This window comes from Cohaesibacter intestini, from assembly GCF_003324485.1.
Lineage (GTDB): Bacteria > Pseudomonadota > Alphaproteobacteria > Rhizobiales > Cohaesibacteraceae > Cohaesibacter > Cohaesibacter intestini.
This window is the reverse complement of record NZ_QODK01000008.1, coordinates 51,780-65,591: the sequence shown is the minus strand read 5'-3', so window position 1 is coordinate 65,591 and position 13,812 is coordinate 51,780. Positions and strand designations below refer to the sequence as shown.

Annotated in this window: 12 protein-coding genes; 6 read left to right on the top strand and 6 right to left on the bottom strand. The window is 54.9% G+C overall.

All coding sequences use genetic code 11. The features are described from left to right. Positions 1 to 156: 156 nt before the first annotated feature. A complete protein-coding gene (gene ehuR / locus DSD30_RS19995; RefSeq protein WP_157967796.1) occupies positions 157 to 1,563 on the bottom strand; it encodes a MocR-like ectoine utilization transcription factor EhuR in 1,407 nt (468 codons plus the stop codon). 494 nt (positions 1,564 to 2,057) lie between these two features. Here ehuR and DSD30_RS19990 point away from each other — a divergent pair, with 494 nt between their 5' ends. The 3 genes from DSD30_RS19990 to DSD30_RS19980 are packed head-to-tail and all read left to right on the top strand — an operon-like array spanning position 2,058 to position 4,881. Then, positions 2,058 to 3,059: a DctP family TRAP transporter solute-binding subunit gene (locus tag DSD30_RS19990; protein ID WP_114011523.1), complete on the top strand. Its 1,002-nt coding sequence runs from the start codon at positions 2,058 to 2,060 to the stop codon at positions 3,057 to 3,059. Positions 3,060 to 3,079: 20 nt separating this feature from the next. Beyond that, positions 3,080 to 3,580, top strand: coding sequence for a TRAP transporter small permease (locus tag DSD30_RS19985; protein ID WP_198663077.1), 501 nt, complete (start codon positions 3,080 to 3,082; stop codon positions 3,578 to 3,580). Further along, positions 3,580 to 4,881, top strand: a complete 1,302-nt coding sequence (locus tag DSD30_RS19980) for a TRAP transporter large permease (RefSeq protein ID WP_198663076.1) — start codon at positions 3,580 to 3,582, stop codon at positions 4,879 to 4,881. Before DSD30_RS19985 ends, DSD30_RS19980 begins: the two co-directional genes overlap by 1 nt. A gap of 103 nt (positions 4,882 to 4,984) precedes the next feature. Here DSD30_RS19980 and DSD30_RS19975 read toward each other — a convergent pair whose 3' ends face one another. The 5 genes from DSD30_RS19975 to DSD30_RS19955 all read right to left on the bottom strand — a co-directional run bounded on the left by DSD30_RS19975 (position 4,985) and on the right by DSD30_RS19955 (position 10,458). Then, positions 4,985 to 5,494 carry a hypothetical protein gene (locus tag DSD30_RS19975; protein WP_138150053.1) on the bottom strand — a complete coding sequence of 170 codons (510 nt, stop codon included), beginning with the start codon at positions 5,492 to 5,494 and terminating at the stop codon, positions 4,985 to 4,987. Positions 5,495 to 5,632: 138 nt separating this feature from the next. After that, on the bottom strand, positions 5,633 to 6,670 hold the full coding sequence (locus DSD30_RS19970) for a carbohydrate kinase family protein (RefSeq protein WP_157967795.1): 1,038 nt from the start codon (positions 6,668 to 6,670) through the stop codon (positions 5,633 to 5,635). 66 nt (positions 6,671 to 6,736) lie between these two features. Continuing rightward, the gene (locus DSD30_RS19965; RefSeq protein ID WP_114011519.1) at positions 6,737 to 7,636 is read right to left on the bottom strand and encodes a MurR/RpiR family transcriptional regulator; all 900 of its coding nucleotides are present in this window, start codon (positions 7,634 to 7,636) and stop codon (positions 6,737 to 6,739) included. Then, positions 7,626 to 8,642 carry a beta/alpha barrel domain-containing protein gene (locus DSD30_RS19960; RefSeq protein WP_198663075.1) on the bottom strand — a complete coding sequence of 339 codons (1,017 nt, stop codon included), beginning with the start codon at positions 8,640 to 8,642 and terminating at the stop codon, positions 7,626 to 7,628. The genes DSD30_RS19965 and DSD30_RS19960 overlap by 11 nt, the downstream gene beginning before the upstream one ends. Before the next feature lie 244 nt (positions 8,643 to 8,886). Continuing rightward, positions 8,887 to 10,458, bottom strand: a complete 1,572-nt coding sequence (locus tag DSD30_RS19955; protein WP_114011518.1) for a BCCT family transporter — start codon at positions 10,456 to 10,458, stop codon at positions 8,887 to 8,889. A 928-nt stretch (positions 10,459 to 11,386) separates the two neighbouring features. On the opposite strand from DSD30_RS19955, the gene DSD30_RS19950 reads away from it, so the two are divergent. From DSD30_RS19950 to DSD30_RS19940, 3 genes are all read left to right on the top strand, one after another. Further along, complete coding sequence (locus tag DSD30_RS19950; RefSeq protein WP_114011517.1) at positions 11,387 to 12,154, top strand: helix-turn-helix domain-containing protein; 768 nt, start codon at positions 11,387 to 11,389, stop codon at positions 12,152 to 12,154. 360 nt (positions 12,155 to 12,514) lie between these two features. Continuing rightward, a complete protein-coding gene (locus DSD30_RS19945) occupies positions 12,515 to 12,727 on the top strand; it encodes a hypothetical protein (protein ID WP_114011516.1) in 213 nt (70 codons plus the stop codon). Positions 12,728 to 13,077: 350 nt separating this feature from the next. Then, on the top strand, positions 13,078 to 13,788 hold the full coding sequence (locus DSD30_RS19940) for a glutathione S-transferase N-terminal domain-containing protein (RefSeq protein ID WP_114011515.1): 711 nt from the start codon (positions 13,078 to 13,080) through the stop codon (positions 13,786 to 13,788). Positions 13,789 to 13,812: the final 24 nt, after the last annotated feature.

Below are 13,812 nucleotides of genomic sequence, written 5' to 3'. Positions count from 1 at the left end.
ATTTATGATTGCATCATTGTTTTCTTTTTCCCGCACAATCAAACAGAGACAATTTCAGGTCAAACGAAACATTAAATCATGACAATTTTACTTGAGCGCAATCAGAGCCTTTGATGGAACGATATGCAACTGAGCAAAAGTTTGGCGCAGGGCAGATCAAAACATAGGCAGAGGCTTTTCGTCATCCGAGGCCAACAGCGTCGCGACCACCTTTAAGGCATATGCCAGCAAATCTTCATCGCATGGTCCCAGAGCGATGCGAACAGCATTGAGTGTCTCCAAATCCCCTTCGTTGGAATGCTCTGACATGATGAAGGGCAGGCTGCCTGCAAGCGCGACATTCTTCTTTCGTGCCCGATCCAAAAACTCTTGCTCGTTCCATATCTTAGGTAAGGGCAACCAGATGTGAGGCGCATATTTGTGGGACGAGAAGGAATGCCCGGCAAGCAGCTTGTTGGCCAGCTTCTGACGACGATGCAGCGCGCGCGCCTGCCAATCAATCAAGTGATCCGCAGTCCCGTTTTCAAACCAGTGTGTCAGCAAATCAACCATCAATGGATTGGCCATCCAGTTTGTCACGAGATGTCTGTTCTTGGTGGCGACATACATGGACGGCGGCGTGACAAGCAGCCCGATCCGCATCCCCGGCATGATGGTTTTGGAGAAAGACGTGATGTAGAATACGCGCTCCGGGTCGAGCTGATGCATCGTCGCGGGAGCCCCCTTGATCAGTGTCCCCAAGACATCATTCTCGATGATGAACACATCGTGTCGCCGGGCAATGTCGATGATTTCCTGTCGCCTTGTGCTCCCCATGACATAGGCGCGCGGATTGGCAACGGTGGGCGATATGATCAAGGCCCGAAGGGAGGTATTCTGGCAGGCCGCCTCAAACGCGTCTGGCCGAATGCCCTGTTCATCCATACCAATCGTTTGCAGGCAAATGCCAAGATATTCACAAAGCGGTCGAATGCTGTGAAAGCTGACATCCTCCGCACAGATAGTCGAGCCGGGCGGTGCGGCGCTCATGATAGACGCCGTCAGGGCCGGAATCGCGCCATTGGTGAAGATGGCAGTGTAAGGATCCGCGTGGATATGATGAGATTTCAGCCAGCGGCATGCAAGCGCAAGATGATCCCGAAAGGCCTCGTCGGGCCGAAAGGAATGGACCAGATCGCGCGTGAAGCCCCTTGATAATTCCTTCAGGCCCTTCTGCATCGTGTCATAATGCAAGGCGGAGGTCACGGGCTTGAGCATGGACAGATCGACCAGACCTTCCTGCCTGTTTGGCAGAAAGGGCATCGAGGCGTTCGACCCTTCGCGATAGCGGACATAGGTCCCGCGTCCAACCTCCCCCACCAGATAGCCCAGCTTGCATAAAGCGTCATATGTACGCGATACGGTCTGGACCGAAATCTTCAGTTGGTAGGCAAATTCTCGATGGGTCGGCATGCGCTCGCCAGCGCGCAAGTCACCTGAGTCAATCGCATCAATGATCAGGCTCTGAAGTGTCTTGTAGACTGGCCGTTGCAAGTGGTCGGGGTCTGGCATCCAATTTGTCATGATTAACTCCCTTATCAATATCATGACAATTGATCAAGCAGTCCCTTGCTGGTCTCACGCCCTTACCCTGTTCCGGTTCGCGTCAATCCACGGCCATTGCAATCATGGCGTTGCATGACGCACCCAAGGTGATTGGCAATGGAAAAACAAACACAAACTGTGAGTCGGAGAGCATGTATTCTCACGGGCCCCACTGTCCACATGTCCTTGTTGATCTTTGTTGAAACCTAGTCATAAGACGGATGTTTGGCAAAAATCCAGTGATCAAGCGAGCACAGACTACCAGCGATCCGCGATTTATATACGAACTTACCCTAAGCCCCTTATATTTAATTACAAAATTGGCCTTATATATGGTTGATTCTTGCTCTTTATCCCGATTAATACTCTGATCCAGGGTGAGCAGATCCTTCGCCCACCCAGCTTGAAATCAAAAATCCGTGGAATGAGGCAGGTGCCGCGCTGACAGGTGCCGCTATCGGAGGAAACCAATTATGAAATTCGTGAAAGCGTTGACTTGTGCGGCTCTTGCAGCCCTGATCGCCACTCCGGCTCTGGCCGATTACAAAAAAGAATATAAGGTATCGACGGTTCTGCCGGCACCTTTCCCATGGGGTGTTGCCGCCGAAAAGTGGGTCGAACTGGTCAAGGAGCGCACGGATGGCCGCATCAACCTGAAAATCTATTCCGGCAGCCAGCTGGTTTCCGGCGACCAGACCAAAGAATTCACCGCTTTGCGTCAGGGCATCATCGACATGGCCATTGGCTCGACCATCAACTGGTCGCCACAGGTCAAGGAACTCAATCTGTTCTCGCTGCCCTTCCTGATGCCGGACTATAAGGCGGTTGACGCCCTGACCAACGGCCCCGTTGGAGAGGCTTTGTTCAAGGCCGTTGACAAGAAAGGTGCCGTGCCGCTGGCATGGGCCGAGAATGGCTTCCGTCAGTTGACCAACTCGAAGCATGAAGTGCGCAGCCCTGCCGATCTGAAGGGTTTGAAGATTCGCGTTGTCGGCTCGCCGCTCTATCAGGACATCTTCACCGCACTGGGAGCCAACCCGACCCAGATGAGCTGGGCCGATGCCAAGCCTGCACTGACCACCAAGGCGGTGGACGGTCAGGAAAACCCGATGACCGTCTACAAAATCGCCAAGATCCATACGGTCAGCCAGATGTATATGACCCGCTGGTCCTATGTGAATGACCCCCTGCTGTTTGCTGTCAACAAGCGCGTTTGGAAGAGCTTCTCTGAAGAAGATCAGGCGATCCTCAAACAGGCCGCGATTGACGCTGGCAAGGTTGGGATTGAAGCCTCTCGTGGCGGTGATGAAGCGGCTGCCAAAGAGATTACCGGCCACGGAGTGACCATCACCGAGCTGACCGAAGACGAGCGGCAGAAATTTGTTGATGCGACCCGTGATGTCTATGCTACATGGACCAAGAAAATTGGCGCTGATCTGGTCAAAATGGCCGAAGAGTCGATCGCCAACCGATAAGCCCCAAACGGGAAAACACAGTGACTGAGCGTCTGAATAGCGACCGTGAAGCGTCCCCCAGAGTGTCTGGCACGCTTCGCATAGACCAAGCTTTGGCGGCAGGTGCCATGGCAATCATCTGTCTGATCAGCATTGCCAACGTGATAGTGCGCTATGTCACGGATATAAGCTTTGCCTTCACCGAGGAATTCTCGGTGTTTCTGCTTGTCTTCATGACCCTGATCGGCACGGCCCTTGCCTTTGCCACCAAGGGGCATTTGCGGATCACTTTCTTTGTTGATCGCCTGCCAAAGCGCCTGCGTCATGTGGCAGAAGCCATTTCGCTGTTTGCCACGCTCACTGTGTTTTCCCTGATTTGCTATTACGGTGCCTATTTTGCTTATGACCAGTGGGAGTTTGAAGAAACGTCCGCAGGTCTGGGCTATCCCAGCTGGATCTATTCGATCTGGTTGCCGATCCTCGGCGTGGCGATCCTGTATCGCGCCATCGAACGCACCCTCAAAGACTGGCGGGGGGAATGATGTTTGATCCCAATGTCATCATGCTTGCCAGCCTTGCCTTCCTGCTGGTGGCTGGGGTGCCGATCGCGGTATCCCTGTGCCTTGCCGCCGTGCTGGGCATCCTGACGGGCCTTGATATCTATGCCTTGGCCACGGTTGGCACCAACACCTATAACGGCATCGCGAAATATCCGCTGATTGCCATTCCGCTCTTCATTCTGACCGGGATGATCTTCGAGCGCTCCGGGGTCGCTGCCAAACTGGTGACCTTTGCTACGGCCGTCGTTGGCCCAAGGCGCGGCGGACTGGCCGTTGTGGCTGTGCTTGTCTGTTTGCTGATGGGGGGCATGTCCGGGTCAGGCCCGGCGGATGCTGCCGCGGTTGCCACCGTGATGATCCCTTCGATGATGAAGGCCGGTTATCCCAAGAGCTTTTCGGCTGGTGTGATTGCCTCTTCGGCCTCGACTGCCATTCTGATCCCGCCTTCGATTGCCCTCATCATCTATTCAATCATGGTGCCCGGCATGGATCTGCGCGCCCTGTTTGCGGCGGGTCTGATCCCCGGCCTGATGGCAGGGATGGCCATCATCATTCCCACCATCCTGCTCAGCCGCAAGCATGGCTTTGGGGTATTGGAGACTGATGATCGCCCTCCATTCTGGCAGAGCCTTGTTGGTGCCATTCCCGGGTTGATGGCGCCTGTGATCATTCTGGGCGGCTTGCGCAGCGGTCTGTTCACACCAACCGAAGCGGCGGTTGTTGCGGTCTTCTATGGCCTGATCATGGGGACTCTGATCTACCGCAACATGACCTTGCGCGATGTCTATCAGTGTTTGGCAGATTCGGCCGAAACCGCAGCTACCGTGATGATCATCATTTCGCTGGCGGGCATTTTCGCCTGGGCTGGCAGCACGCTTGGCGCGTTCGACGAAGCCGCGGCCATTCTATTCACCATATCAGACAATGGCTATGTTGTCCTGGGCATGGTGATGGTGCTGTTGCTCTTTGCGGGCATGGTGCTGGATGGGGTATCCATCTATTTGATCACGCTGCCGCTGCTGATGCCCGTCATGGAGCGGTTTGACTGGAACCCGACATGGTTCGGCATCTTGATGGCAATGAATATTGCCATCGGTCAGTTCACGCCGCCCGTTGCGGTCAATCTGATGGTCACCACCAAGATTGCCAATGTCGGCATTGAGTCTACCGTCAAATGGGTTGGCTGGTTCATGCTCTCCATGGCTATTGCCATGGGGTTGGTCATTCTTTTTCCGGGCCTTGCCCTCTGGCTGCCTGAGAGCCTTGGCTATGTCACCCATTGACGCGATGACTTTGCCATAAAGGCCTGACAATGCGTTCGCCCCGGCATAAGGCAGGGGCGAACAATCTTTACCAAACGAACCCTGTCGCACGGTGCCGTGTGGGCTATTGTCCCACATTCGGATCAACCAATGTGATCACTTCGACACGGGCGCTGTTGGGATCGTTGCAGAAATCATCCTGCCCGTCGGACCAGATCCGGATTTTCTGCGAGCCGAAAAAATCAATCTCCGTACAGCCCTGATTGGACAGAATCTGATGTTTGTCGTTGCTGTTGGAGACCACCAGATTGACCGAGGCTTCCGCCTGCATGATGGTGACGGCACCGGAGATGACGACGCAACTGGCAGGCATCGATGCGCCCTCTTCGGGTGGAATGACCCATACCGACTTGCCGGGCGTGTACATCACATCCGTTTCATAATAGTCGTCGTGCCTTTTCACCCAGCCTTTTTCTTCCAGACGGTCGACAACGAAGAAACCGTCATTGCCGAAGTCGCGGCAGATCTGGACCCCTTGCGTGAAATAGGCCTGCGATTGCTCGGCGACGGCAGGTGCGGTGCCTGTTATACATAGCGCCCCCATCAGGATCGCTATGTTCGCAAGTCTCGACATGCTTTTCTCCCCCTTAATATACACGATCTATCAAGAGGCTAGGCCGACCCGAAAGCAGCGTAAATAAGTAAAATTTCCTATTTTCAGGCGAGCCGACGTTACAAGTGGTCCATGCGCCCTGCCATCCAACAATTGCGGTCAAACGAGCGAAAAGTCTTCTGCACTATTCGACGCCAGTTCGGCCAGCAGACTGTGCAATGGTGGGATCGATTCCGTTGCCGTCATGCCTTTCATTGAGGACACCGCCGTGACATGGGCAAGGGCCAATGTCCGGGTGGGTGCAAAGCCCTGATGGATGCCGTAGAGCAATCCGGCGCAAAAGGCATCCCCAGCCCCGACCGGGCTGAGAATCTGGTCTGGCGACAGGGGTTTGGGCCGGAGGAAGATCGGCTCCGCATCCCTGCCTATCCAGACCGCCTTTTTGGGGCAATGGATGATGATTGCCCGGTGAATGCCCACCGCCATCACTTTATCGGCTGCGGCCAGCAATGTGGCATCCGATGGCACCTCGCCCGCCTCGAGAGGTTGATCGCCCGCCCGGCAGGCTTCCACCTCATTCATGATGAGATAGTCGATATGGGGCGCAGCATGCCGCACGATGCATGAAAAATCATCCCGGCTGGCAGAGACCAGATCCACTGTTGTGACCAATCCTGCGGCGCGGGCCCGGGCCAGTATGTGGGCGGCCCCGGTGGTGTCGCCCTCCATTCCATCAAGCTGCTCAAGCAACATCAGATAGCCCAGATAGAAGATTTTTGCGTCCGACCCAGCGAAGAAACCGGCAGAGAAATCCGCTTCAGACAGACTGTCATTGGCGCCGCCCTGATAGAAAAAGGTGCGACTGTCGCCGGGCACCGACATGACATGGGTGTGGGCCGTTGGCTTGTCGGCACGACGGATCAATCGATCGGTCGGCAGTTTGAGGGCCTGACAGCTTTCAACGACAAAGCCCCCCAGATCATCGTTCCCTATCGCTCCGAATGGCAACAGAGGAAAGCCGACCTGCATGCGGGCCAACGCCGAGCTGACATTGGCGGCACCACCACCGATGCCTCGATCCTCGCGCGCAATCAATGCCAGTTCGCTCTTGTTTGGCCATTGGTCAATTTCATGCACGATGTCGACGATCCAGTTGCCAGCGCAAATGATCCCTTGTCGCGGTGTCTGCCGTTCCATCGCTTGCCTCCCCATAAATCAGGCATAATGGCCCGAAGGCTTCCAATCCGCCTACCGTTCCGACCACTATTTCGTCTGTTCGCCCGTACGTTTCTTGGCGATTTCCCGCTCCAGTTGCCTTGTATCCTCGAGGATCGCGTGGGCGTCTGGGTCTTGCTCTGACAGGGCCACAGAAATGGCCTCGATAATCGCCAGTTGCGACACCCGAGTGCCGATGATGTCAAGCGCCGGTGGCATTCTGCGCACCGCTGAGACCAACACCAGATCGGCAACCTTGGTGGCTGGAGATCCGGGATCGCTGGTGATGAGAATCCGGTCGAGCCCCCGCTCGCCTGCCGTCTCGAAGGCATCAATCAGATCTCGGGTCCGGCCTGAGCAGGAAATGCCCAGAAAAACCGTGCCGGGTTTGCCCTGTGCGGTCACCACCGCAAGAATATGCGGGTCGCTATGCACCATGGCAGGCAACCCCAGTGACAGGAGCCGGCGACAGGCATCAATGGCAATCGGGGCGGAGCTGCCAAAGCCGACAATCTGGATCTGGTTGGCCTTGAGCAGGCGGTTGGTTGCCTGTTCCAGCGCATCAAGCGAGAGGACTGTCGGCGTCCGCATCAATTGCTCGATATTGGCTTCGATCACCTTTTGCAGAATGGCACCGTAGGAATGCGCGTGGGCTTCTTCCTGAGGCGAAGCCAATTGCGAACCAAGAGCCAAACCACGCCCTTCGGCCAGAGCCAGACGCAAGTCTTTGTAGCCTGTCAAACCGAGCAGCTTGCAGAAGCGGAAGATGGTTGTCTCGCTGACCTCCGTGCGCGCAGCAAGCTCGGAAATGGTCAGTCGGCGCGACACATCCTGATGTTCCAGCACCCATTGGGCCAGCGGAGCCATGGTCTTGTCATCGGAGCGGGCAACGGAGGTCAAGGCCTGAAAGATGTCAACCAACGGTTCCATCGCACGATTATGTGGCATCGGAAAGGCCTGCCTTGAGGACAGGATCCGTCAGTTCGATATCCTGTTCAAGGTCCAGTTTGGGGCTGATGCCAGCCTTCAGCAACCCGTCATAATAAAGCTTGGTGGCCTCTTTCGAGGTCAACCCTTCCTCCAGCATCAACCGCATGGTGCGAACGATGGCGGTCGAGCTTTCCGCAAAGAAGATGCGCCGCCCGAACAAGGCAACCCGTGCACCATAGGTCTCGGCCTGTTTGATCATCTCGAGGGTGTCGCGGGTGGTCGAGAAAGCGCCACCGAGGATGCCGACGATCAGATTGCCCGGATCATAAGAGGCCAGTTCCTCCATTGCCCGAGGGCCGTTATAGGCCATTTTCAAAAAGATCGGGCGATCAAGGCTCGACACACCAGCCAAGGTGCGGACAATGGCGTCGTTGTTGTAACTGGCAAAGTCAGTGCCGGGAGTGGCAACGTCGAAATGGGGATTGAAGACTTCGAGGAAATGACGCACGCCAGCACTCGACGCTTCGTCGCGGAAACGGGCATAATTTTCCAGCGTGCGATAGTCTTTCTCCAGATCATTGTAGAAGGTGATGGCGTAGAGGCCCAAATCTGCCACTGGTTTGACCCGGTCCAGGCGCGCCGAGCGGAAAGGCTGGCATGGAAGACGCTTGTAATCGGCACCCCGCATCAGCCAGATATCGCTGCCATCATTGAGGCGCACAGCGGGTGTGATTTCGCTGCCGGAAAAATGCCCTTCGCGGGTCAGATATTCGCAGGAAGACTGGGATGTGAGCATGATGTCGACGAGGTCAGAACGGCACATCTCAATCATGTCGTCACGATAGACCTGCATCGGGCGCATCATGGCTGTTGGCTTGCCCTGATCATCGAGCCGGGGACCATTGGCGGCGATCCCGGCGGCCATGTCGGCATCCTTGGCATCTGCGATGATGAAGTCGACCGGCCGATAAGCTCCCTTTGCGATCCGCGCCAGTTTCTCGTCAAGGCGTTTCATTGCAGACATAACCAATCCTCCAATAAATTAGACAATCTTGCATGCTCTGGCGATGTGCCCTGCACGGCAGCCTGTCCATTTTGTCTCTGTTTCAACACAGAATAGCAGTGAATGTAAAAAAGTAAATTCCTATATTTGTATTCATAAGAAAATTATTTTTTCTCATAGACACAAAAAACTCGCCGCACTGATGACAGGAAGAGCATCAGCGCGGCGAGCCAAATGTCAGTGACCAGAGACCGGGTCCCTGGGATCAGGTTTCGGCATGCTTCCATTCATGGCGCAGGCCCATATAGAGGCTGACGCACATGACCAGCAGCACGATGATGAACGGCAAGCCAGCAGAGATGGAGGCAGCCTGCAAGGCCCCCAAAGCATCGGCCCCGCCCCCGTAAAGAAGAGCTGCAGCAATGCAGCCTTCGATCAGCGCCCAGAAGACGCGCTGTGGCACCGGGGCATCGATCTTGCCACCGGCTGTGATACTGTCGATCACCAGCGAGCCAGAGTCGGACGAGGTGACGAAGAAGACCAACACCAGCACAATGGCGAGGAAGGAAATCATTGCGGTCAAAGGCAGATTTTCAAACATGTGGAACATGGCGAGCGACACATCACCCAGACCGTTGGCCAGTTCACCAACATTATTCTGGATCTGGTCAAGCGCGCTGCCCCCAAAGACAGACATCCAGACAAGGGTGACCAGGGTTGGGATCAGCAGCACCGCAGTGAGGAACTGACGGATCGTGCGGCCCTTGGAAATGCGCGCGATGAACATCCCGACAAAAGGTGACCAGGAAATCCACCAAGCCCAGTAGAAGACCGTCCAGCCATGATAGAATTTGTCATCGGAGCGGCCAATCCAGTTGCTCAGCGGGATCAGGTTTTCCAAGTAGGTTGACCCGGTGGTAAACATGTTTGTCACGATGACAACAGTTGGACCGAAGAGGAAGACAAACACCAACAGCAGCAGCGCCATGCCCATATTGATGTTGCTGAGGATCTTGACCCCTTTGTCCAGCCCCAAGGTGACCGAGCAAAGCGCTACCAGTGTCACACCGCTGACAATGACGATCTGGGTGACGATGGTGTTTGGAATGTCAAACAGGAAATGCAGGCCACTGGCGGCCTGTTGCGCTCCCAGCCCCAGCGAGGTCGCCAGACCGAACAGGGTGGCAACAACGGCCAGAATGTCGACAAAATGGCCAGGCCAGCCCCAGGCGCGGTCGCCGATCAACGGGTAAAAGGCAGACCGAATGGTCAGTGGCAAATCCTTGTTGTAAGTGAAGAAGGCGAGCGACAGGCCCACCACAGCATAGATTGCCCATGGATGCAGGCCCCAGTGGAACATGGTCGCCCCCATGGCCATCTGCGCCCCTTCAGGCGTGTTGGCTGCGGCATTGAGCGGCGTGCCCCACCAATCGGTGTAATAGGCGGCAGGCTCGGCAACACTCCAGAACATCAAGCCGATACCCATGCCGGCAGCGAACAGCATGGCAAACCAGCTCATGACCGAGAACTCAGGCTTTGCATCCTTGCCGCCGATACGGATCTTGCTCATCGGCGAAATGATCAGGAACAGGCTGAACAGCACAAACACGTTGCCCGCCAGCATGAAGAGCCAATCAAAATTGTTGATCGACCATCCCTTGGCGCCATCGAAAATCTGTTTTGCTTCCGTGGGTGCAGCCAGTGTACCAACAACAAAAGCAAGAATGAGTATAGCGGAAATGAGGAAGACCGGATTGTGAACATCCATGCCAAAGGCATTGATATTGTCCTGCCCGACTTCATAGTCGGTGTCGTATGTTTCGGATGTCTCAGACATTTCTTACCTATTTATTTGGTTCCGGTGGTGTCACAGAAAGGAGGGTGCGCTCATCTTTGGCGCGTGTCTGCGTCAGCAAAGGGGTGGTCATCAGGAACAGATTGCCGCTTGTCGAAAGCGCATGAGATCTGATGCTGGTCCGGCCACCCGGACAAGCCAAGACACGCCGCAGGGCGCAACTCCGACCATTTCGGGGCGGAACTCGGGCGAGCCCCACAGAATCCTACTTTAGTTCTATGAGCACGCGAAGATTTATTACACTAACGATTACGAGTCAAACGATCCAAGGACGCATCTGGACAAGTCTGTCGGCAAGCTATGATTGGGAGGTGTGACCCGGCAGCTGCATCAGGTCAAAAAAAGGGGATTGCCACGTCGCAAAAACCAGCAAATCCGACGCTGCAATCCCCACTATTCCAAGATGGAACGCCAAGGCGCTGGCAAATATGCGGAACCAGCAAGCCCTTCGCGCGAAAGCGGCCGACCATGGTTAAACCCTGGTCTCGTTTCCACCCCGGATCTCAGTCTCTCTCATCTTTGAGAAGGGCAGCGCCCTTATCAAAGCCTCATGCATGGTGCTTTGCCAGCCAACCGGTCTTGAAACCGATGGCAGAAAAATGGCGTGGTTCGAAATGACTATTGCACCCAACCCCTTGTCATTGTTGCGTCCCCTCAGCAACAACTCAAGGCAAGATCAGGTACCAAACCGATGAGGCCACCATCATCATCACTTCTAAAAACGGCCACCGATCCCACTATAACCAATTGAAATATCGAAATTTCAAAGCGCGCACCATAATGTCCGACCGCGAATAACAGCAGACGCTTGAGACTGTAGCGAAACTGCGTCTTGTCATATTGTACGAAAATGCCCTCTCATGTTAACAAAGACACATTCGTATAAATAACTATTTCCAGGTCTTCATTGATGATCACCAAACAGATCAAAACGGCGCGCTATGAAGCAGCGGCAATCTGGTCCGAGCATGAGAGCTTTGCCGCCCACGCCCATGATGAGTTTGTTCTCAGCTGCAACATCAAGGGGCATGAAAAGCTGAGGCTGGATGGCCGAGCCATGGAAGCGACCCAGCATGCGACGACGCTGTATAATCCGGGCCAAATACAGTCCGGCTCCGGCACCGAGTTGATCGGTAGCATCTATCTGGATCAAGCTTATGTTCAGCAAGCGCTCCATGCCGACCGTGAGATGGTGTTTGACCGCGCGATCGTCGATGACCCGCAGCTACTTGAATATTTCGCCAAGATCATTGATGCCGTTCTGAGTGATGATGCTCTGGGAGATCTGGAAGAGGTGATCAATGGCATCCTGTTGATCAGTGCGAGCCGGTATTCCGATCGCAGTTTGGCAGCCAGCCCGCATAGCGAAGACTGGCGCGTGCAGTATGTGCTCAACTGGCTACGCGCCGATCTCAGTACCCCCCCGAGCCTTGAGGCTCTGGCCAACGAGGTTGATCTCAGCAAGACCGCCTTTTTGCGGATGTTCTCGAAAGCCGTTGGCACCACGCCATCCAAATGGCATCGAAGCATGCGGTTGGCAGAAGCCAAGACCCGGCTGCGCCAGGGGCAGCATGCAGCCCGGGTGGCATCCGATCTGGGCTATTGTGATCAGGCCCATCTGATCAAGCAGTTCCGCCACGCCTATGGCATCACGCCCGGTTTTTATGCCCGGAAGTGACACCGACTCCTTGCAGCTGGACGATCCTCGGACAAAAGCGAATTCAATACCATTCGTCCCAATGGCTCCCTCTCCTCACCCCGAACTGAAACAGGTGACATGCTGCGTGTCTGTAGCGGTATTTTTACAGGCACAGCAGGAGAAATTTACGCTTTGTTAACCATGCTCATTAACCATAAGGGGATGGCATCAACATGCCCACAGTGTGGTTTTCAGCCTTTTTGATTGCGTCCGGGAGATGGCGCTGATGGCTGGCAGTTTGGGACAAATGCTCCGCACCCATCATGCTTATCGTTGGGGATAGCTCAAAGATGGTGTCGGGAACATGGCCGCATAGCAGGCCGGGAATTGGGGAAAGATATGGTACATTCCTACAAGGTAAGGCCGCATCTACTGGATGAGGCGGCCATTCAGAAAGCCATTGGTGAGACAGGCTTTGAGAGCTTTGAGCAAGGCCTGATTGTCGATATGTTGATCGAAAGCTACACGGTTGATCTCGACCTACTGGCGCTTACCATGAAGACCTTGAAAACAAGAGGTGAAAGCAACGAGCCGATCGCTCGGGCTGCCTGATCTCTTTTCTATTTTGACAGGCCCGGCCATTTGTAGCCCGCCCGCTAGGGGCGGGTTTGCCGGGATATCGTTTTTGCGACCTTCCCCTTGTTGCAACCTGATTGCGGCACGGTCACGGAAGCCAATCCTTAACATTTGGGCGCGCGCTGGACTGCGCGTGCATACGCTGTCCTGATTTGAAACAGTTTTTTCCCATGCGGGAAAAATTGCAAAATAAAATCACTTAGCCCCCTCCCATTCCAACTCCGGCAAACTTATCTCGGAAATAGACCAATCAGTCGTCTCTGAATATATCATCAGAGTCCGCATTCCTTTGCCCGATTTCCCTTTTGTCTGTATGGAGCACTCCCATGTCCGATCCCAAATCCCTTGATGCTTTCCCTATTGCCAAGCGTTGGCCCGCCAGCAACCCCGATGTCATCCAGCTTTATTCCTTCCCGACACCGAATGGCGTGAAGGTCTCCATCGCGTTGGAGGAAATGGGTCTGCCTTACGAAGCCCACAAAGTCACATTGTCTGACGCTGATGTAAAAAGCGACGCCTTCCTGTCGCTCAATCCAAACAACAAGATCCCGGCGATCATCGATCCCAACGGCCCGGACGGCGAGCCGATTGGCCTGTTTGAAAGCGGCGCGATCCTGATCTATCTCGCAGAGAAAAGCGGCAAGCTCTTTGGCAGCAACGAACGCAACAGGCTTGAAGTGCTCAAATGGCTGATGTTCCAGATGGGCGGTCTGGGGCCGATGCTTGGCCAGTTGGGCTTTTTCTACAAATTTGCTGGCAAGGACATCGAGGATCCGCGCCCGCGCGAGCGCTATATCAACGAAGCCAAGCGTCTGTTGGCAGTCATCGACAAAGAGCTGGAAGGCAAGGACTGGATTGCCGGATCCTATTCGATCGCCGATATCGCCATTGCCCCATGGCTGGCAACGATCGTCAAATTCTATGAAGCCACCGAAGTGACTGGCTTTTATGACTTCAAGAATGTGGTCGCCTATGTCGAGCGGTTCGAAGCCCGCCCGGCGGTCAAAAAAGGCTGGACCATCCCACCGCGCGATTGAACATGACCACCGAGCCAAAAGCAA